We start from the raw sequence: 16779 nt of genomic DNA on the forward strand, positions 1-16779 counted from the left end.
GCCCCGGCCGAAGGGCCGGGGCGGCGTCGGGGACGCGGCGGTCAGAGCGTGCCGAGCCAGTTCTTCAGCAGCTGGGCTCCGGCGTCGCCGGACTTCTCCGGGTGGAACTGCGCGGCGCTGAGGGGGCCGTTCTCCACCGCGGCGACGAAGCGGTCGCCGTGCTCGGCCCAGGTGACCAGGGGCGGCTGGAGGGCGCTGTCCACCAGTTCCCAGGTGCGCACGCCGTAGGAGTGCACGAAGTAGAAGCGGGTGTCGGCGTCCAGCCCAGCGAAGAGGACCGACCCCGCGGGCGCCTCGACGGTGTTCCAGCCCATGTGCGGCAGGACGGGCGCCTCCAGGCTCTCCACCGTGCCGGGCCACTCGCCGCAGCCCTCGGTGGTGATGCCGTGCTCGACGCCCTTGTCGAAGAGGATCTGCATGCCCACGCAGATGCCCAGGACCGGCCGCCCCCCGGCCAGGCGGCGGCCGACGATCCGCTCGCCCTTGACCGCCTTCAGGCCCTCCATGCAGGCGGCGAAGGCGCCCACGCCCGGGACGACGAGCCCGTCGGCGTTCAGCGCCTCGTCGAAGTCGGAGGTCACGGTGACGTCCGCGCCCACCCGGGCCACGGCCCGCTCGGCCGACCTGAGGTTGCCCGAGCCGTAGTCCAGAACGACGACCTTCTTCATCCCATCCTCCCCACACCCGCGACGACCGCCAGCGCGGCCAGCACGCCCACCACGACCGCCGCGCCCTTCAGCCCCTGCTTGAGGAAGCTGTACACCCCGGTCAGGAAGAACAGGGCCAGCGCGAACATGAACAGCGCGAACGGCGGGAAGACCAGGCCGAAGAGCTCGACCCCGCCCTTCTCCTCGGCCGCCAGCAGCACCGGGGCCACGGCGCTCGGCATCACAGGGCGCCCTTGGTGGAGGGGATCCCGTGCACCCGGGGGTCGAGTTCACAGGCGTAGCGCAGCGCCCGCGCCAGCGCCTTGAACTGCGCCTCGACGATGTGGTGGGCGTTGCGCCCATAGGGGACGTGAACGTGCAGGGCGACCTCGGCGTTGGCCACGAACGACTCGAAGATGTGCCGGGTCATCGTGGTGTCGTACTCCCGGCCGATCATCGGGGCCATGCCCTCGGGCTCGGAGTGCACCAGGTACGGGCGGCCCGACAGGTCCACCGTCACCTGGGCCAGGGACTCGTCCAGCGGGATCGAGGCGTCGGCGAACCGGCGGATGCCGCGCTTGTCGCCCAGCGCCTGCTTGAACGCCTGGCCCAGCGCGATCGAGGTGTCCTCGATGGTGTGGTGGCTGTCGATGTGCAGGTCGCCGTCGGTCTGGACGGTCAGGTCGAACGAGCCGTGCTTGCCCAGCTGGTCCAGCATGTGGTCGAAGAAGCCGACGCCCGTCGAGACGTCGACCTTCCCGGTGCCGTCCAGATCGATCTCGACGACGACCTTGGTCTCCTTGGTGCCCCGCTCCACGCGGCCGACACGGCTCACACTGACTCCTTCAAAGCATTGCGGAAAGCCGCCATCTCCTGCGGCGTCCCCACCGTAACCCGCATCCAGGTCGGAGGGCCCACCACCCTGATGAGCACCCCGTGGTCGAGCATCCGCCGCCAGACGGCGTCCCGGTCGGCGAACTCCCCGAACAGCACGAAGTTGGCGTCGGAGTCGGCGACCCGGAACCCCTCGGCGCGCAGCCAGGCGACCGTGGCGTCGCGCTCGCGGCGCAGCTCCTCCACGTAGCCGAGCAGCTCGCCGGAGAAGGCCAGCGCGGTGCGGGCGACCGCCTGGGTGACCGTCGACAGGTGGTAGGGCATGCGGACCAGCAGCAGCGCCTCCAGCACCGCCGGGTCGGCCGCCAGGTAGCCCAGGCGCGCGCCGGCCAGGGCGAAGGCCTTGGACATCGTCCGGGTGACGATCAGCCGCGGGTTGCCCGGCAGCAGCTCCAGCGCCGAGGGCGTGCCCGCCCGGCGGAACTCCCCGTACGCCTCGTCGACCACCACCATGCCGGGCGCGACGTCCAGCACCGCCTTGATCGCCCCGTGGTCCAGCGCGGTGCCGGTGGGGTTGTTGGGCGAGGTGAGGAACACGACGTCGGGCCGGTGCTCGGTGATCGCCTCGATGGCGCGGTCGGCCTCCAGGCCGAAGTCCTCGGCGCGGAAGGCGTTGATCCAGCCGGTGTTGGCGACCTTGGTGATGGTCGGGTGCATGGAGTAGGACGGCTCGAAGCCCAGGGCGGTGCGCCCGGGGCCGCCGAAGGCCTGGAGGATCTGCAGGATGATCTCGTTGGAGCCGTTGGCCGCCCACACCCGGGAGGCGTCCAGGTCCGTGCCGGACTCGGCGTTCAGGTAAGCCGCCAGGTCGGCGCGCAGCGCCATGGCGTCGCGGTCGGGGTAGCGGTTGAGCTCGCCCGCGGCCGCGGCGACCGCCTCGCCCAGGGCCCGCACCAGCTCCGGCGACGGCCCGTAGGGGTTCTCGTTGGTGTTGAGCTGGACCGGGACGTCCAGCTGGGGCGCCCCGTAGGGCTTGTCGCCGCGCAGGTCCTCGCGCAGCGGCAGGTCCGCCAGCGAGGTCATGAGGGCACCTCCCAGTCGAAGCGGGCCTTGAGGGCGGCGCCGTGGGCGGGCAGGTCCTCGGACTCGGCGAGCGCGACGACCCGGGCCGTGGCCTCGGCCAGCGCGGCGCGGTCGTAGTCGACCACGTGGATGCCGCGCAGGAACGACTGCACCGACAGGCCCGAGGAGTGGCAGGCGCAGCCGCCGGTGGGCAGCACGTGGTTGGAGCCGGCCAGGTAGTCGCCCAGGGAGACCGGGGAGTGGTCGCCCACGAAGACCGCGCCGGCGTTGCGCACCCGGGCGGCGACGGCGGCGGCGTCCGCGGTGTGGATCTCCAGGTGCTCGGCGGCGTAGGCGTCGACCACGGCCAGGCCGTCCGCCAGCGAGGAGACCTCGATGATCGCCGACTGCCGGCCCGCCAGCGCCTCGGTGACGCGCTCCCGGTGCTTGGTGCGCGCGACCTGCGCCTCCAGCTCGGCCACGACGGCCTCGGCGAGCTCGGCGGAGTCGGTGACCAGCACGGAGGCGGCGATGGTGTCGTGCTCGGCCTGGCTGATGAGGTCGGCCGCCACGTAGGCGGGGTTGGCGGAGGCGTCCGCCAGGATCGCGATCTCGGTGGGCCCGGCCTCGGCGTCGATGCCGACGACACCGCGCAGGTACCGCTTGGCGGCCGCCACCCAGATCGATCCGGGTCCGGTGATCAGGTCGACGCGCGGGCATTCCTCGGTGCCGTAGGCGAACATCGCCAGGCTCTGCGCGCCGCCCGCGGCGTAGACCTCGTCCACGCCCAGCAGCGCGCACGCGGCCAGGATGGTCGGGTGCGGCAGGCCGCCGAACTCCTTCTGGGCGGGCGAGGTGACGGCCAGCGAGCGCACCCCGGCCTCCTGGGCGGGCACCACGTTCATGACCACGCTGGAGGGGTAGACGGCCTTGCCGCCCGGCACGTACAGGCCGACCCGGTCGACCGGCACCCACCGCTCGGTGACGGTGCCGCCGGGCACCACCTGCGTGGTGACGTCGGTGCGGCGCTGGGCGCGGTGCACGATCCGGGTGCGCCGGATCGCCTCCTCCAGGGCGTCGCGCACCGCCGGGTCGAGCCCGGCCAGGGCGTCGGCGATCGCCTGGACGGGCACCCGCGTGGTGGTCAGCTCGACGCCGTCGAAGTCCCGGGTGTAGCGCAGCACCGCCTCGACGCCGTGATGCCGCACGTCCTCACAGATCGGCCGCACCTTCTCCAGGGCGGCCTCGACGTCGAAGTCGGCTCGGGGCATCACGGAGCGCAGGTCGTCCGGCAGGGCGCCGCGCAGGTCGATTCGGGAGATCACGCAGTTCAGTCTACGGAAGGCCGGGACCGCACCCGCAATCGAGTTTCGGGAATCGGGACGGCGCCCACCGCTGCGGTGGGCGTTGTCTGGGAATTCCTCCGCTTTGCTACACCCGCAGGCTCGCCTCCCAGTTCTTGAGCCTGCCGTGCTCGTCGAAGATCGCCCGTGCGGTGCCGCCGCCGGGCAGCCGCGCCTCGGTCACCGCGCCCGAGCGCCGGAAGGGCACCCGGTGGTGGGACAGGAAGCGGGTGAGGGTCAGGCCCGGGTCGGCCGGGAACAGGGCGACCGCGCTCATGAGCAGCGCGGGCACCGGGATCGGGTCGAAGGCGGGCCTGGGCACCTGCGGGTCGTCCACCTGGAGGTAGGCCGAGCCGCCGTCGTAGCCGGCGCCGATGTAGCCGGACCCGGCCAGCACCCCGGACGCGGCCAGCGCGATCGGCTCGCCGCCGTGCGCGGCGGGGCCCCGGTACCAGGACAGGTCGAGCTCGGGCGTGGTGAACTCCGGGATGGCCAGCCGCTCGCCCAGCTCCCGCACGGCCAGGGTCGGCCGGACGGCGGGGTGCTCGGGCCCGAACTGCCGGTTGGCCCAGCCCCACAGCCAGGTGCGCTCGTCGGCCGCGTAGCTGCCCAGCAGCCCCACCCGGACGGTGACCCCGCCGCTGGTGTAGGTGCGGGCGCCGAGGTCGGCGCTCCAGTCGGCGCGGGGCAGGTGACCCGCCAGTGCCTCCTGCTGCTGGAGGGCTATGGCGGACAGCGCGGCACCCAGGCGTTCGAACGCCGAGCTGAATCCTGACATGACCGGAACACTACCTGGGGGCACCGACTTTGCGCTCCCTTCACCAAGGCACCCGTTCCACCGCGTTACGCTGCGAGAGATCGGCTTTCGGCGGGCGTACAGGAGTGTGGCTTGTGAGGCGGCATGTGAGGGTCTGGGGGGTCGCCACCGGCGTGCTCGCCCTGCTGGGCCTGCCCGCGGGACTGCTGTGGTCCCGGCTCGCCGACCGGCCCGAGTACGTGGTCGTCGGCGGACGCGCCTACCCGGCCGACTCCGAGTCCGAGGTCTTCATCGGCGCCGACGGCAAGCTGGCCCTGATCTGCGTGGCGCTGGGCCTGGTGGCCGGCGCCGTGGCCTACTGGCGGGCCGGGCGCGCGGGCGAGGTGCCGCTGGTGCTCGGCCTGTGCGCCGGCGGGCTGCTCGGCTCCCTGCTCGCCTGGTGGGTGGGCCACCGGTTCGGCCTGACGGGCTTCGAGCAGGCCGTGCGCGGCGCCGCGGACGGCACCCGGGTCACCGGCCCGCTGGACCTGGGCGCGACCGCCGTGGTGACGCTGCAGCCGCTGGTCTCGGTGATCGTCTTCGGCATGCTGGAGGCGCTGGACGCCGCCGGGCGGCTACGCCCCGCCTATCACGGCGGTACGGGCGCCGGTGAGCCGCAGCAGGTCGGCCGGGGCGAGTTCGATCTGCAGCCCGCGCCGCCCGGCGGAGACGTAGACCGTCGGGAAGTCTGAGACGCTCGCGTCCACCACCGCGGGCAGCCGCCTGCGCTGCCCCAGCGGGCTGATCCCGCCCACCACGTAGCCGGTGGCCCGCTCGGCGTCGGCGGGCGCCGCCATCCGGGCGCGCTTGCCGCCCGCGGCCGCGGCGAGCGCCTTGAGGTCCAGCCGCCCCGACACCGGCACCACGCCCACGGTCAGCTCCCCGTCCACCTCGGCCAGCAGCGTCTTGAAGAGCCGCTCCGGCGGGACGCCCAGCGCCGCCGCGGCCGCCTCCCCGTAGGACTCCGCCGCGGGATCCACCTCGTACGGGTGGAGCGTGAAGGCGATCCCGGCCCTCCCCGCGGCGACGGTGGCCGGGGTGCCTCCGGCCCTGCCCGCGCCCTTCGCCGTCTTCGCCATTCCGCCCGTCCCTCCTCGACTCCCCGACCAGGTGAACCCTAGTCCGCCGCGGAGGTCACAAAGCACCGAGGTTCCGCGGGAAGGGCGGCGGGGAAAGGGGGATGGCATGACGGACGCACCGCAGAAACTCCTGGTGATCGGATTCGACGATCCGCTGAAGGCGAGCGAGTTCATGCTCACCGCGCTGCGGATGCAGAAGAACGGACAGTTGCGCCTGCACGACGCGGTGTTCATCGAGCGGGGCGAGGACGGGAACTCCACCGTCCGGGAGACCCAGGACTTCACGCCCGGCCGCGGCGCGCTGGGCGCGGGCATGTGGGGGCTGCTGCTGGGCACCCTGCTGGGCGGGCCGATCGGCGGGCTCGTCGGCGGCGCCGCGGGCGCCGGGAGCGGCGCGCTGCTGGGCAAGCTCATCGACACCGGGATCAAGGACGGCAAGATCGCCGAACTGCGGGAGGCCGTGCCGCCGGGCCGCACGGCGCTGGCGCTGCTGATCAGCCACCTGTCGCTGGCCGATCTGCAGAACGAGCTCACCCGGTTCCCCGGGGCGCGGTTCGTGGAGTCGGATCTGTACGACGCCGCGATCCACGCCGTCCGGGTGAGCCTGGGCGAGATCGAGGAGTGAGCCTCAGGACTCGGCGGCCACGATGTCCAGCGCCTTCTGCAGGTCCTCGGGGTAGGGGCTGGTGAACTCCACGTACTCGTCGGTCGCCGGGTGCATGAAGCCCAGGCGCACCGCGTGCAGCCACTGCCGGGTGACGCCCAGGCGCGCGGCCAGGGTCGGGTCGGCGCCGTAGAGCATGTCGCCGACGCACGGGTGGCGCAGCGCCGACATGTGCACCCGGATCTGGTGGGTGCGGCCGGTCTCCAGGGTGATGTCCAGCAGCGACGCCGCCCGGAACGCCTCGATCGTGTCGTAGTGGGTGATCGAGGGCCGGCCGCCCGCGACCACCGCGAACCTGCCGCTGCCCGAGGGGTGGCGGTCGATGGGTGCGTCGACCGTGCCGCGGAACGGGTCGGGGTGGCCCTGGACCAGGGCGTGGTAGCGCTTGGTGACCTCCCGCTCCCGGAAGGCGCCCTTGAGCCGGGAGTAGGCCAGCTCGCTCTTGGCCACCACCATGCAGCCGGTGGTGTTGGCGTCCAGCCGGTGCACGATGCCCTGGCGCTCGGCCGCGCCGCTGGTGGCCACGGTGTGCCCGGTGCCCAGCAGGCCGCCGATGACCGTGGGCCCCGTCCAGCCGGTGGTGGGGTGCGCCGCGACGCCGACGGGCTTGTTCACCACGATGATGTGGTCGTCCTCGTACAGGATCGCCATGCCCGGGACCGGCTCGGGCACCGCCACGGGCGCCGAGGGCGGCGGCGGCAGGACCACCTCCAGCCAGGCGCCGGCGGTGACCCGGTCGGACTTGGCGACCTGCCGGCCGTCCAGCAGGACGTCGCCGGCGGCGATCACCTCGGCGGCGCGGGAGCGCGAGAGGCCGAAGAGCCGGGCCAGCGCGGCGTCGGCCCGCTCGCCCTCCAGGCCCTCGGGCACGTACAGGGAACGCTGGTCGCTCATCGCGCCTCCTCCGACCGGTCTTCTTTCCGGGGGGCGCCCCCCGGCTCCCCGGACCCCGGAGCGGACGATCCCCGCTTCGCCGCGGTCACCTGCTCCGGCTCGTCCGCCCCGGTGTCCCTGGTGCCGTCCAGGAGGTATCCGCGGGAGGCCAGGAAGACGGCGAGGAGGCCGCCGAAGACGATGGCGGAGTCGGCCAGGTTGAACACCGGCCAGTTCTGGAAGAAGCCCCAGCTCGGCCAGGAGATCCAGTCGACCACGTGGCCGTGGAAGGCCTGGGGGGAGCGGAAGAGGCGGTCGGCCAGGTTGCCGGTGGCCCCGCCCAGCAGCAGGCCGAGGCTGATCGCCCAGGGCGTGCTGCGCAGGTCGCGCGCGGTGCGCACGATGGCCACCACCACGCCGATGGCGATCAGGGTGAAGACCCAGGTCATGCCCGTGCCGATGGAGAAGGCGGCGCCGCTGTTGCGGGTGACCCGCAGCGTGGTCAGGCCGTCCAGCACCTCGATGGGGCGCTCCCCCTCCAGGCGGGCGACCACCAGGACCTTGGTGAGCTGGTCGGCCAGCACGGCCAGGGCCGCCACCGCGGCCAGGACGGCGACACGACGAGGCCGGGGCCTCGTCTCCGGTTCGGAGACGGCCCCGGCTCCGTCCCGCTCGTTGTGGATCTCGCTCAGCGTCGTTCCTCGCGTTGTTTGCACTTCACACACAGCGTGGCTCGCGGGAAGGCCTGGAGACGCGCCTTTCCGATCGCCTTGCCGCAATCCTCACAGACACCATAGGTGCCCGCCTCTATTCGCGCGATCGCGCGCTCGTTCTGGCGCAGCAGATCGCGGGAGTTGTTGACCAGCGCCAGCTCGTGCTCGCGCTCGTAGGTCTTGGCCCCGGCGTCGGCCTGGTCGTCGCCGGCGCCCTCGCCGAGGTCGGTCCCCTCGGCCGCCTGGGAGCGCGCGGCGGCGATCTCCGCGGAGAGCTCCTCGATCTCGGCGGTGAGCCGGGTGCGCACCGCGGTCAGCTCCTCGGCCGTCCAGCGCTCCTCCCCCTCGCGGACCGGAAGCTCCCCCGCCTTCCGTGCCGCCTGGGCCGCCTGGGCCGCCTGGGCCTGCTGGGTCACGCTCGTGGTGCCGGTCATATCGGTCCCCCTAGCGCTGATCTTGTTCTCGACTGGCAGTGCGGGCAGCATAGGTCTCCCTCCGAGGTGCGGCAAACAACGCCGTTTGGTCACCACCCGCATATGCCCCACCCCCCTCGGTCACGAACCGCGCAATCGATCGAGCTTGGGTGTGAGCAGGGTCACATCTCCGTCAATCTCGATCACCTTGTCCCGGCTCGCGGCCCCCGACAGCAGCCGCACGTCCCTTCGCCTTATCCCCAGGGCCTTCGCGACCGCGGCCAGCGCCGCCTCGGTGGCCTTGCCCTCCACCGCGCGGGCGGCGACCTTCACCACGAGCGCGTCGCCGTGGAGGCCGCCCACCTTCGTCCGCGACGCCCCCGGGCCCACCCTGATCGCCACTCGGATCGCCATCTCTTCACCCTCCCATGAGGAACTCCTGACCGGAATTCACGTCGAACGACCGCCCGCGCGCCCCGTACAATCGGGGCAGTCCACGGCAAGGCAGTGATGAGGCCATCACCTCGGAGCCGCCGGAAGAACGGCCACGCGCCCAGTAGAACCGGCAGCCGAGACGGTAACGAAGCGGGTCGTCCGCGCGGTGCGGACGATCAAGAAGGGTGGTACCGCGGTCCGCGCGCCGGATCGTCCCTTCGCAGACCCGTCCCACCGTCTTGGAGGTCTCGCCGCCGTGTCCTTCCGTCCCCTTCCCGCGCAGGTCGATCTGCCGGCCCTCGAACGCGACCTCCTGCGCCGCTGGCAGGACGAGAAGATCTTCCAGCGGTCGCTCGAGCGCAACGCCGACGGGCCCCGCTGGGTCTTCTACGAGGGTCCCCCCACCGCCAACGGCATGCCCGGCGTGCACCACGTCGAGGCCCGCGTCTTCAAGGACGTCTTCCCCCGGTTCAAGACCATGCAGGGCTACCACGTGCCCCGCAAGGCCGGCTGGGACTGCCACGGCCTGCCCGTCGAGGTCGCCGTGGAGAAGGAGCTCGGCCTGTCGGGCAAGCCGCAGATCGAGGCGTACGGCATCGCCGAGTTCAACGAGCGGTGCCGCGCCTCGGTCATGCGCCACACCGACGCCTTCGAGGAGCTCACCGAGCGCATGGGCTACTGGGTGGACCTCCACCAGGCCTACCGCACGATGGACCCCTCCTACATCGAGTCCGTCTGGTGGTCGCTGAAGGTCATCTGGGAGAAGGACCTCCTCTTCCGCGACCACCGCATCACCCCGTACTGCCCGCGCTGCGGCACCGGCCTGTCCGACCACGAACTCGGCCAGCCCGGCGGCTACGAGACGGTCACCAGCCCGTCGGTGTACGTGCGCATGCCCGTCACCTCCGGCCGGTTCGAGGGCGCCGACCTCCTCATCTGGACCACCACCCCCTGGACGCTGGTGTCCAACACCGCGGTGGCCGTCCACCCCGGCGTCACCTACGTCGTCGCCGAGAAGGACGGCGAGAAGCCGGTCATCGTCGCCGAGCCGCTGCTGGAGAGCGCACTGGGCGAGGGGTGGACCGCCCGCGAGTCCTTCCCCGGCTCCGAGCTGGAGCACACGCCCTACAGCCGCCCGTTCGAACTGGTCGAGGTGCCCGGCGCCCACTTCGTGCTGCTGGCCGAGTACGTCACCGTCGAGGACGGCACCGGCCTGGTCCACCAGGCGCCCGCCTTCGGCGCCGACGACCTGCAGACCTGCAAGCGCTACGGGCTGCCCGTGGTCAACCCGATCGGGCCCGACGGGCGCTTCCTGGAGGACGTCCCCATGGTCGGGGGCGTGCTGTTCAAGGAGGCCGACGAGGCGCTGACGGCCGACCTGCGCGAGCGCGGCCTGCTCTTCCGCGGCTCGCACTTCGAGCACAGCTACCCGCACTGCTGGCGCTGCCACTCGGCGCTGCTGTACTACGCGCTGCCCGCCTGGTACATCCGCACCACCGCGATCAAGGACGCGCTGCTGCGCGAGAACGAGGGCACCGACTGGTTCCCCGAGACGATCAAGGAGGGCCGGTACGGCGAGTGGCTGCGCAACAACGTCGACTGGTCGCTGTCGCGCTCGCGCTACTGGGGCACCCCGCTGCCGCTGTGGCTGTGCGAGGACGAGCACGTCACCTGCGTCGGCTCCCTCAAGGAGCTGTCGGAGCTGGCCGGCGAGGACCACTCCGGGCTCGACCCGCACCGGCCGTTCGTCGACGACGTGACCTTCCCCTGCCCGGTCTGCGCCAAGACCGCCACCCGCGTCCCCGACGTCATCGACGCCTGGTACGACTCGGGCTCCATGCCGTTCGCCCAGCACGGCGCGCCCTACCGCAACCAGGAGGCGTTCGAGCAGGCCTACCCGGCGCAGTTCATCTGCGAGGCCACCGACCAGACCCGCGGCTGGTTCTACTCGCTCATGGCCGTCGGCACCCTGGTGTTCGACAAGTCGTCCTATGAGAACGTGCTGTGCCTCGGGCTGATCCTCGCCGAGGACGGGCGCAAGATGTCCAAGCACCTGGGCAACGTGCTGAAGCCGATGCCGCTGATGGACCAGCACGGCGCCGACGCCCTGCGCTGGTTCATGGCGTGCTCCGGCTCGCCGTGGGCCGCGCGCCGCGTCGGCCACGGGGTGCTGGAGGAGATCGTCCGCAAGGTCCTGCTGACCTACTGGAACACCGCCTCCTTCTTCGTGCTGTACGCCAACGCCGCCGCGGCCCAGGGCAACGCCTGGACGCCCGAGCGGCTCGGCGAGGCGCCCGCCCCCGCCGACCGGCCGCTGCTGGACCGCTGGGCGCTGGCCGAGCTGCACCGCACCGTCGCCGAGGTCACCGAGGCGCTGGAGGTCTTCGACACCCAGGCCGCCGGGCGCCGCCTCGCCGAGTTCGTCGACGACCTGTCCAACTGGTACGTGCGCCGCTCCCGCCGCCGGTTCTGGGAGGGCCCGACCACGCCGGAGAGCGCCTCGGCGTTCGCGACCCTCTACGAGTGCCTGGAGACGCTGACCCGGCTCATGGCCCCGCTGGTGCCGTTCGTCACCGACCACGTCTGGGACGTGATCCGGCCCGAGGGCTCCCCCGAGTCGGTGCACCTGACGTCCTGGCCCCAGGTCGACGACTCGCTGCTGGACGCCGGGCTGACCGCGCAGATGGCGCTGGTGCGGCGGCTGGTCGACCTCGGCCGCGCCGCGCGCACCTCCTCGGCGGTGCGCATCCGCCAGCCGCTGGGCCGGGCCCTGGTCGGCGCGCCCGGCTGGGCCGCCCTGCCCGAGCAGCTGCGCGCCCAGATCGCCGAGGAGCTGAACGTCGGCTCGTTCGAGGACCTGTCCTCCATCGGCGGCGACCTGGTCGAGTACGAGGTCAAGCCCAACTTCCGCGAGCTGGGCAAGCGCTTCGGCAAGCAGACGCCGCTGGTGGCCAAGGCCGTCACCGCCGCCGACGCCGCCGCGCTCGTCACCGGGCTGCGCTCGGCCGGCTCGTTCGGCGTCGAGGTGCCCGAGGTCGGCGCGGTCGGGCTCGGCCCCGACGACGTGATCATCACCGAGCGGCCCCGCTCGGGCTGGGCGGTGGAGTCCGCGGCGGGCGAGACCCTCGCGCTCGACCTGGAGATCACCGCCGAGCTGCGCCGGGCGGGCCTGGCCCGCGAGGCGGTCCGGATGATCCAGGACGCGCGCAAGCAGTCCGGCCTGGAGGTCACCGACCGCATCGCCCTGGCCTGGACGGCGAGCGACCCGGAGATGGCCGCGGCGCTGCGCGAGCACGGCGCCGAGGTCGGCGCCGAGGTGCTGGCCACCTCCTTCGCCGAGCTGGAGTCCGGCGCCGAGCCCACGCACCGGGAGGACGACCTGGGGCTGGCCTTCGTGCTGAAGAAGGCCTGACGCCCGCTCCGGGCGGGTCCGCGCCGCCGTTCGCGCGGATCCGCCCGCGACCCCGGGCCTCAGGGTGTTCTCAGGGTCTTCTCCGGGTCGTCCCGGATAGAGAAGAAACTCGTTCTTTGCCATAGTGGCAAGCGTGGAGCTAGAGAACATTCCCCAGCTGAGGGCCTCGGACTCGGATCGCGACAGTGTGGCGGAGATCCTCGGAGAGGCGCTCTCCGAGGGCCGGCTGACCCCTGAGGAGCACGCCGAGCGCCTGGACCGCCTCTACGCCGCCAAGACCTACGCCGAGCTCGAACCGCTCACCGGCGACCTGCCCAAGCCGCGGGTCTCCCTGACCAAGGAGTCCGCCGCCCTCCCCCCGCCGGTGCACGGCTCCGACACCATCCACTGCCTCTTCAGCGCCGCCGACCGCAAGGGCCGCTGGCTCGTCGACCCCGTCACCACGGTCAACTGCTTCTTCGGCGGCGTGGAGCTGGACTTCCGCACCGCCGTCCTCACCCAGCGCGAGGTCGTCGTCGACGTCAGCTGCGCCTTCGGCGGCATCGACATCACCGTCCCGCCGGGCGTCCGCGTCGAGAACACGATCTCGGCGGTGTTCGGCGGCGTCGACACCCCCGAGAACGAGATCCTCGACCCCCAGGCCCCGGTCATCCGCCTCACCGGCTACGTCCTCTTCGGCGGCGTCACCGTCAAGCGCAAGCTCACCCGCGAGCAGCGCCGCGAACAGCGCGCCGCCCGCAAGGCCTCCCGCCGCTCCTGCTGACCCCGGACCCGGCCCCCGCCCGGCGGCCGGGTCCTCCTGCCGATCCGTCGGGGACGGCGGCTCCCGCCCTCCCCGCCCGGCGGTCGGGTCCTTCCCGCGGACCGGACGAAGAAAGCCCGTGCCTTGAAGGCACGGGCTTCTTTTCGCGGGGGGGTCAGACCGCTGGCTCCTTGTCGGGCTGGCAGACCAGGCAGGGCGTGCAGCCGCGCTCCTCGGCGGTGTCGCGCGAGATGGTCTCCAGGTCCTCGTCCTCCTCGCCGATGTCCTCGATGAGGGCGCAGTCGGGGCGGTGGTAGCGCTTGGTGCCGCTGAGGATGCGCACGACGGGGGCGTCCTCGGGCTCGCGGGATCCGGGGACGGCCGGAGCGGCGAGGGTCTCCTCGGCCGGAGCCCCGGCCTGGGGCGCCGGGCGCTCGCCCGGGACGGGCTCGGCGGCGTCCGCCTCGGCCGGCGCGGGGTCGGCGGGGCGGACCGGCTCGGACAGGATGTCCTCGGCGGGCGCGGCGAGCGGGGACTCCTGCGGCGCGGCGCCCTGGTCGGGGACGGAGGGCGGGGCGGCGTCACCGGACTCGGTGCGGAAGGGGTCGGCGGGGGCCGGGGACGACCAGGAGTCGCCGCTCCGGCGGGGCTCCAGCGGGGACGGGGCCGCGTGGACGTCGTCGGGCACCGGGTAGGCGGGGTCGAGCGGATCGGCCATCAGCGCCTTGGGGTCCCAGTCGGTGACCGTGTCGGCGGCCGGCGGGGCGTCGGGGTCGGGCGCCCACGCGGGGGCGGCGGCCTCCAGGCGGTCGCCGGAGCGCTCCGGGGAGAAGGCGGCGTCGGCCTCGAAGGGCCGGACGGGCTCGAAGGCCCGGGTCTGCTCGGCGGCCGGGTCGGGCTCGGCGCCGCGGGAGGACTCCAGGTCGATCCGGGGCTCGGTGGTCAGGCCCACCTCGTCGTCGGCCTCACCGCCGCCCGCCGCGGCCGCGGTGGCGCGCGCCGCCAACGCGGTGTCGGGCAGGCAGGCGGTGCAGGGGCTGAACCCCTCCTCCTGGGCCTCCACGTAGGTGAGCTCCTCGATCTGCCGTCCGGCGAGCTGCCGGCAGGTGTCGAGGTGGTAGCGCTTGCGGCCGGGGACGACGTGGACGAGCGCGTCCTCGGGCACCTGCGCGGTGGAGGTGGGGAAGACGTACGGTGCGCTCTCCTCGGCCTCGGGCGCGGGGGCGGCCTCCTCGGCCCGGGCGCCCGCCCGTCGCGCGGCCCTGCCCGCGGGGCGGGACTTGGGGGCGGCCGGTCGGGACGGCCCTGTCCCGAACAGCTCTCTGCGCCGGATGAGCACCCCGATGGCCAGGCACAGGAACGAGACGACGCTGACCGCGATCGAGACGTAGATCAGCTGCAGTCCCGTCAGGCCCAGCACTCCCTGCTCCTCCGTGACGATCCCCGCCACCAGCAGGGCGATCGCCACGATGACCAGCAGGCCACTCAGGATGATCACAAGGACTCCCTCTCCCGATACCCGGCGTTTCGACCGGTCTCCTCGCAGCCCGGCGAGGTCACGGCGGAGTCAGCACCCTATCGCCTGTCGGCCCACCGACACGTCAGGCGAAGCCGCCGTGTCCACCCGCGGACCATCCGTCCGAAGGCGTGCTCCCCATGACCGGACACGCGCTGACGCGCGTCGTGCGCCTCATCGCGGAACGCCCGCCTGACGGCGTGCCGTCCGTGACCGGATCACACTGACGTTCATGACGTGTTCCGCTGCGGAACGCGCGGCTGAGGGCGTGCCGCCCGTGGTCGAAGGTGCGCTGCACGTTCGGTGGGGGCGGGTGCCCGTCGGCGCGGGCACGCGACGCAGAGAAGATCATATCTCGCGCGGGGGCGTTCGGCCGGGGTGCCGACGGATCAGCGGCGGTCGTGCGGGGGTGCTTCCACCGCGGCGTGGAAGGCGCCGGTGCCGCCGTGCTGGGCGGGTTCGGCCGGGGGCGGGAAGGGGGTGGGGCCGGTGGAGACCTGGGCGGGCTGGCCGGCGGTGTGGGCCGCGACCGGAACCGGCTGGGGACCGGTGATCGTGGGGCTGGTGAAGCCCGTCTCGACGGCGCCGACCTCGATCTCGCGCAGCTGGCCCTCCAGGTAGGCCTTGAGCCTGCTGCGGTACTCGCGCTCGAAGGCGCGCAGGTCGTCGACCTTGCGCTCCAGCTCCTCGCGCTGCTGCACCAGCGAGCCCATCACCTGGCGGTGGCGCTCCTGGGCGTCGCGGTCGAGCTGCTCGGCGCGCGAGCGCGCCTCGGAGACGATCTGGTCGGCCTGGCGGCGCGCCTTGCCCAGGATGTCCTCGGCCTCGCGGCGGGCGCGGCCGAGGGTCTCGTCGGCCTCGCGGCGGGCGTCGGCGATCGCCTGGTCGGCGGTCTGCTGGGCCAGCGCCAGGACCCGCGCCGCGGTGTCCATGTTGTCCTCGGTGCTGGGGCGCTGCTGGATGCGCTCCTCGTGCGCCAGGCCCATGCCGACCGGCTCGGGCTGGGGCACGGGCTCGTGCCGCACGGGCTCGGGCATCGGGGGCGCCAGGTCCTGCTTGGGCTCCACGATCGGGGCGGCCATGGCGGGGACCTTGCCGCGCAGGCACTCGGCCAGCTTGGCGCGCAGCTCCTCGTTCTCCTGGATCAGACGGTCGAGTTCGGCCTCGACCTCGTCCAGGAAGGCATCGACCTCTTCCTCGTCATATCCCGGCCTGAGCCGGGTCGTGCTGAACTGCTTGTTCCGCACATCCGCGGGTGTCAGCGGCATGGTGGTCTCCTTGGCGCGCTTGGAGTCTGTCCCTGGAGGACGGTATCCGATCAAAGCTCCCGGACGAAGACGATCATGCTGTCAACCCCCCGACCACCCGGATGAGGATCAGGACGATCAGGAAGAGCACCATGAAGCTCAGATCGAGACTCACGTTACCCAATCGCAACGGTTTGAAGATACGTCTCAGACGAACGAGGATGGGTTCGGTGACCGTCCAGATGGGTTCTGCGAACACCAGAACGATCCCCTTGGGCTGCCAGCGCCGCCCCGACGTGCTCTCCGCGTACATCTTGAGGTAGTCCAGGATCAGCCTGCCGATCAGGACCAGCAGGAACAGGTACAGCGCCACCGTCAAGATGGCTCCAACGACTGTCACGGACACTCTCGCATCTGGCTGTCAGCTTTGGTTGAAGAATCCGCGTTCTGCCATCCGAGCCTTGTCTTCGGCGGTCACCTCGACATTGGCGGGGGAGAGCAAGAACACTCTGTTCGTAACACGCTCGATGCTCCCATGGAGCCCGAACACGAGACCTGCCGCGAAATCGACGAGCCGTTTGGCGTCGCTGTCGACCATCTCCGTCAGATTCATGATCACCGGGGTGCCCTCACGGAAGTGCTCCCCAATGGTCCGCGCCTCGTTGTACGTCCTAGGATGAAGGGTAGTGATACGCGCCAAATCAGACACAGCGGGCTCCCGCCGCTCCTGTGCCGGCACGGGCGGGCCCGCGGCTATCTGGGTGGGCTGGTGGTCCTCCTCGACCCGGCCACGACGATGTGGCTGCTGGGACGTGTTGTCCGCCTCCGACTCGTCGTATTCTTCGTCGTAGACGTCGTAGTCGTCGTAGCGGTCGTCCTCGACGAGGCCGAGATAGACCGCCATCTTGCGCATCGCGCTGGCCACTGGGCCCCTCCGATCCGATATCCCGTCCAGGATGTCCCGTTTAACCGGTCCGCGGGCGGCGTCCGCTACTTACTCGCG

19 protein-coding genes are annotated in these 16779 nt (G+C 72.4%); 4 read left to right on the forward strand and 15 right to left on the reverse strand.

The window, feature by feature from the left end; genetic code table 11:
• Positions 1–41: 41 nt before the first annotated feature.
• The 6 genes from hisH to ABD140_RS37150 all read right to left on the reverse strand — a co-directional run bounded on the left by hisH (position 42) and on the right by ABD140_RS37150 (position 4664).
• Positions 42–668 (reverse strand): imidazole glycerol phosphate synthase subunit HisH, encoded by a 627-nt coding sequence (hisH, locus tag ABD140_RS37125; protein ID WP_344247215.1) that lies wholly within the window; start codon positions 666–668, stop codon positions 42–44.
• On the reverse strand, positions 665–889 hold the full coding sequence (locus ABD140_RS37130; RefSeq protein WP_344247217.1) for a hypothetical protein: 225 nt from the start codon (positions 887–889) through the stop codon (positions 665–667). The genes hisH and ABD140_RS37130 overlap by 4 nt, the downstream gene beginning before the upstream one ends.
• Positions 889–1482 (reverse strand): imidazoleglycerol-phosphate dehydratase HisB, encoded by a 594-nt coding sequence (gene hisB / locus ABD140_RS37135; RefSeq protein ID WP_344247219.1) that lies wholly within the window; start codon positions 1480–1482, stop codon positions 889–891. The genes ABD140_RS37130 and hisB overlap by 1 nt, the downstream gene beginning before the upstream one ends.
• Positions 1479–2564, reverse strand: coding sequence for a histidinol-phosphate transaminase (locus ABD140_RS37140; protein WP_344247221.1), 1086 nt, complete (start codon positions 2562–2564; stop codon positions 1479–1481). Before ABD140_RS37140 ends, hisB begins: the two co-directional genes overlap by 4 nt.
• Positions 2561–3868: a histidinol dehydrogenase gene (gene hisD, locus ABD140_RS37145; protein WP_344247223.1), complete on the reverse strand. Its 1308-nt coding sequence runs from the start codon at positions 3866–3868 to the stop codon at positions 2561–2563. Before hisD ends, ABD140_RS37140 begins: the two co-directional genes overlap by 4 nt.
• A 106-nt stretch (positions 3869–3974) precedes the next feature.
• The gene (locus ABD140_RS37150; protein ID WP_344247225.1) at positions 3975–4664 is read right to left on the reverse strand and encodes a DUF6882 domain-containing protein; all 690 of its coding nucleotides are present in this window, start codon (positions 4662–4664) and stop codon (positions 3975–3977) included.
• A 113-nt stretch (positions 4665–4777) separates the two neighbouring features.
• Between ABD140_RS37150 and ABD140_RS37155 the strand changes: the two genes are divergently transcribed.
• On the forward strand, positions 4778–5374 hold the full coding sequence (locus ABD140_RS37155) for a hypothetical protein (RefSeq protein WP_344247227.1): 597 nt from the start codon (positions 4778–4780) through the stop codon (positions 5372–5374).
• Here the strand turns inward: ABD140_RS37155 and ybaK are convergent.
• Positions 5258–5761: a Cys-tRNA(Pro) deacylase gene (gene ybaK / locus ABD140_RS37160; RefSeq protein ID WP_344247229.1), complete on the reverse strand. Its 504-nt coding sequence runs from the start codon at positions 5759–5761 to the stop codon at positions 5258–5260. The genes ABD140_RS37155 and ybaK overlap by 117 nt on opposite strands.
• A gap of 106 nt (positions 5762–5867) precedes the next feature.
• Between ybaK and ABD140_RS37165 the strand changes: the two genes are divergently transcribed.
• On the forward strand, positions 5868–6386 hold the full coding sequence (locus ABD140_RS37165; protein WP_344247231.1) for a DUF1269 domain-containing protein: 519 nt from the start codon (positions 5868–5870) through the stop codon (positions 6384–6386).
• 3 nt (positions 6387–6389) lie between these two features.
• On the opposite strand, the gene ABD140_RS37170 is transcribed toward ABD140_RS37165, so the two are convergent.
• The 4 genes from ABD140_RS37170 to ABD140_RS37185 all read right to left on the reverse strand — a co-directional run bounded on the left by ABD140_RS37170 (position 6390) and on the right by ABD140_RS37185 (position 8838).
• Positions 6390–7319 carry an RluA family pseudouridine synthase gene (locus ABD140_RS37170; RefSeq protein ID WP_344247233.1) on the reverse strand — a complete coding sequence of 310 codons (930 nt, stop codon included), beginning with the start codon at positions 7317–7319 and terminating at the stop codon, positions 6390–6392.
• A complete protein-coding gene (gene lspA / locus ABD140_RS37175) occupies positions 7316–8014 on the reverse strand; it encodes a signal peptidase II (protein ID WP_344247235.1) in 699 nt (232 codons plus the stop codon). The genes ABD140_RS37170 and lspA overlap by 4 nt, the downstream gene beginning before the upstream one ends.
• Positions 7987–8445 carry a TraR/DksA family transcriptional regulator gene (locus tag ABD140_RS37180; protein WP_344247237.1) on the reverse strand — a complete coding sequence of 153 codons (459 nt, stop codon included), beginning with the start codon at positions 8443–8445 and terminating at the stop codon, positions 7987–7989. Before ABD140_RS37180 ends, lspA begins: the two co-directional genes overlap by 28 nt.
• Before the next feature lie 120 nt (positions 8446–8565).
• Positions 8566–8838, reverse strand: a complete 273-nt coding sequence (locus ABD140_RS37185) for a DUF167 domain-containing protein (protein ID WP_344247239.1) — start codon at positions 8836–8838, stop codon at positions 8566–8568.
• A 277-nt stretch (positions 8839–9115) separates the two neighbouring features.
• On the opposite strand from ABD140_RS37185, the gene ileS reads away from it, so the two are divergent.
• A complete protein-coding gene (ileS, locus tag ABD140_RS37190) occupies positions 9116–12271 on the forward strand; it encodes an isoleucine--tRNA ligase (RefSeq protein WP_344247241.1) in 3156 nt (1051 codons plus the stop codon).
• A 133-nt stretch (positions 12272–12404) separates the two neighbouring features.
• Entirely contained in the window at positions 12405–13034 is a 630-nt protein-coding gene (locus ABD140_RS37195; RefSeq protein ID WP_344247243.1) for a DUF1707 SHOCT-like domain-containing protein, read from the forward strand.
• A gap of 154 nt (positions 13035–13188) precedes the next feature.
• On the opposite strand, the gene ABD140_RS37200 is transcribed toward ABD140_RS37195, so the two are convergent.
• From ABD140_RS37200 to ABD140_RS37215, 4 genes are all read right to left on the reverse strand, one after another.
• Positions 13189–14511: a hypothetical protein gene (locus ABD140_RS37200; RefSeq protein WP_344247245.1), complete on the reverse strand. Its 1323-nt coding sequence runs from the start codon at positions 14509–14511 to the stop codon at positions 13189–13191.
• A 407-nt stretch (positions 14512–14918) separates the two neighbouring features.
• The gene (locus ABD140_RS37205; protein WP_344247247.1) at positions 14919–15797 is read right to left on the reverse strand and encodes a DivIVA domain-containing protein; all 879 of its coding nucleotides are present in this window, start codon (positions 15795–15797) and stop codon (positions 14919–14921) included.
• 73 nt (positions 15798–15870) lie between these two features.
• Positions 15871–16149: a YggT family protein gene (locus ABD140_RS37210; RefSeq protein ID WP_344247274.1), complete on the reverse strand. Its 279-nt coding sequence runs from the start codon at positions 16147–16149 to the stop codon at positions 15871–15873.
• A gap of 48 nt (positions 16150–16197) precedes the next feature.
• Positions 16198–16701, reverse strand: a complete 504-nt coding sequence (locus ABD140_RS37215; RefSeq protein WP_344247249.1) for a cell division protein SepF — start codon at positions 16699–16701, stop codon at positions 16198–16200.
• Between the last annotated feature and the right edge of the window lie 78 nt (positions 16702–16779).

This window comes from Actinocorallia libanotica, from assembly GCF_039525175.1.
GTDB classification, from domain to species: domain Bacteria; phylum Actinomycetota; class Actinomycetes; order Streptosporangiales; family Streptosporangiaceae; genus Actinocorallia; species Actinocorallia libanotica.

Coding starts and splice junctions, on each gene's coding strand:
- ybaK (WP_344247229.1), bottom strand. CDS start 5,761: ATGGCGAAGACGGCGAAGGGCGCGGGCAGGGCCGGAGGCACCCCGGCC.
- ABD140_RS37165 (WP_344247231.1), top strand. CDS start 5,868: ATGACGGACGCACCGCAGAAACTCCTGGTGATCGGATTCGACGATCCG.
- ABD140_RS37185 (WP_344247239.1), bottom strand. CDS start 8,838: ATGGCGATCCGAGTGGCGATCAGGGTGGGCCCGGGGGCGTCGCGGACG.
- ABD140_RS37130 (WP_344247217.1), bottom strand. CDS start 889: ATGCCGAGCGCCGTGGCCCCGGTGCTGCTGGCGGCCGAGGAGAAGGGC.
- ABD140_RS37140 (WP_344247221.1), bottom strand. CDS start 2,564: ATGACCTCGCTGGCGGACCTGCCGCTGCGCGAGGACCTGCGCGGCGAC.
- ABD140_RS37170 (WP_344247233.1), bottom strand. CDS start 7,319: ATGAGCGACCAGCGTTCCCTGTACGTGCCCGAGGGCCTGGAGGGCGAG.
- ABD140_RS37205 (WP_344247247.1), bottom strand. CDS start 15,797: ATGCCGCTGACACCCGCGGATGTGCGGAACAAGCAGTTCAGCACGACC.
- hisH (WP_344247215.1), bottom strand. CDS start 668: ATGAAGAAGGTCGTCGTTCTGGACTACGGCTCGGGCAACCTCAGGTCG.
- ABD140_RS37150 (WP_344247225.1), bottom strand. CDS start 4,664: ATGTCAGGATTCAGCTCGGCGTTCGAACGCCTGGGTGCCGCGCTGTCC.
- ABD140_RS37180 (WP_344247237.1), bottom strand. CDS start 8,445: ATGACCGGCACCACGAGCGTGACCCAGCAGGCCCAGGCGGCCCAGGCG.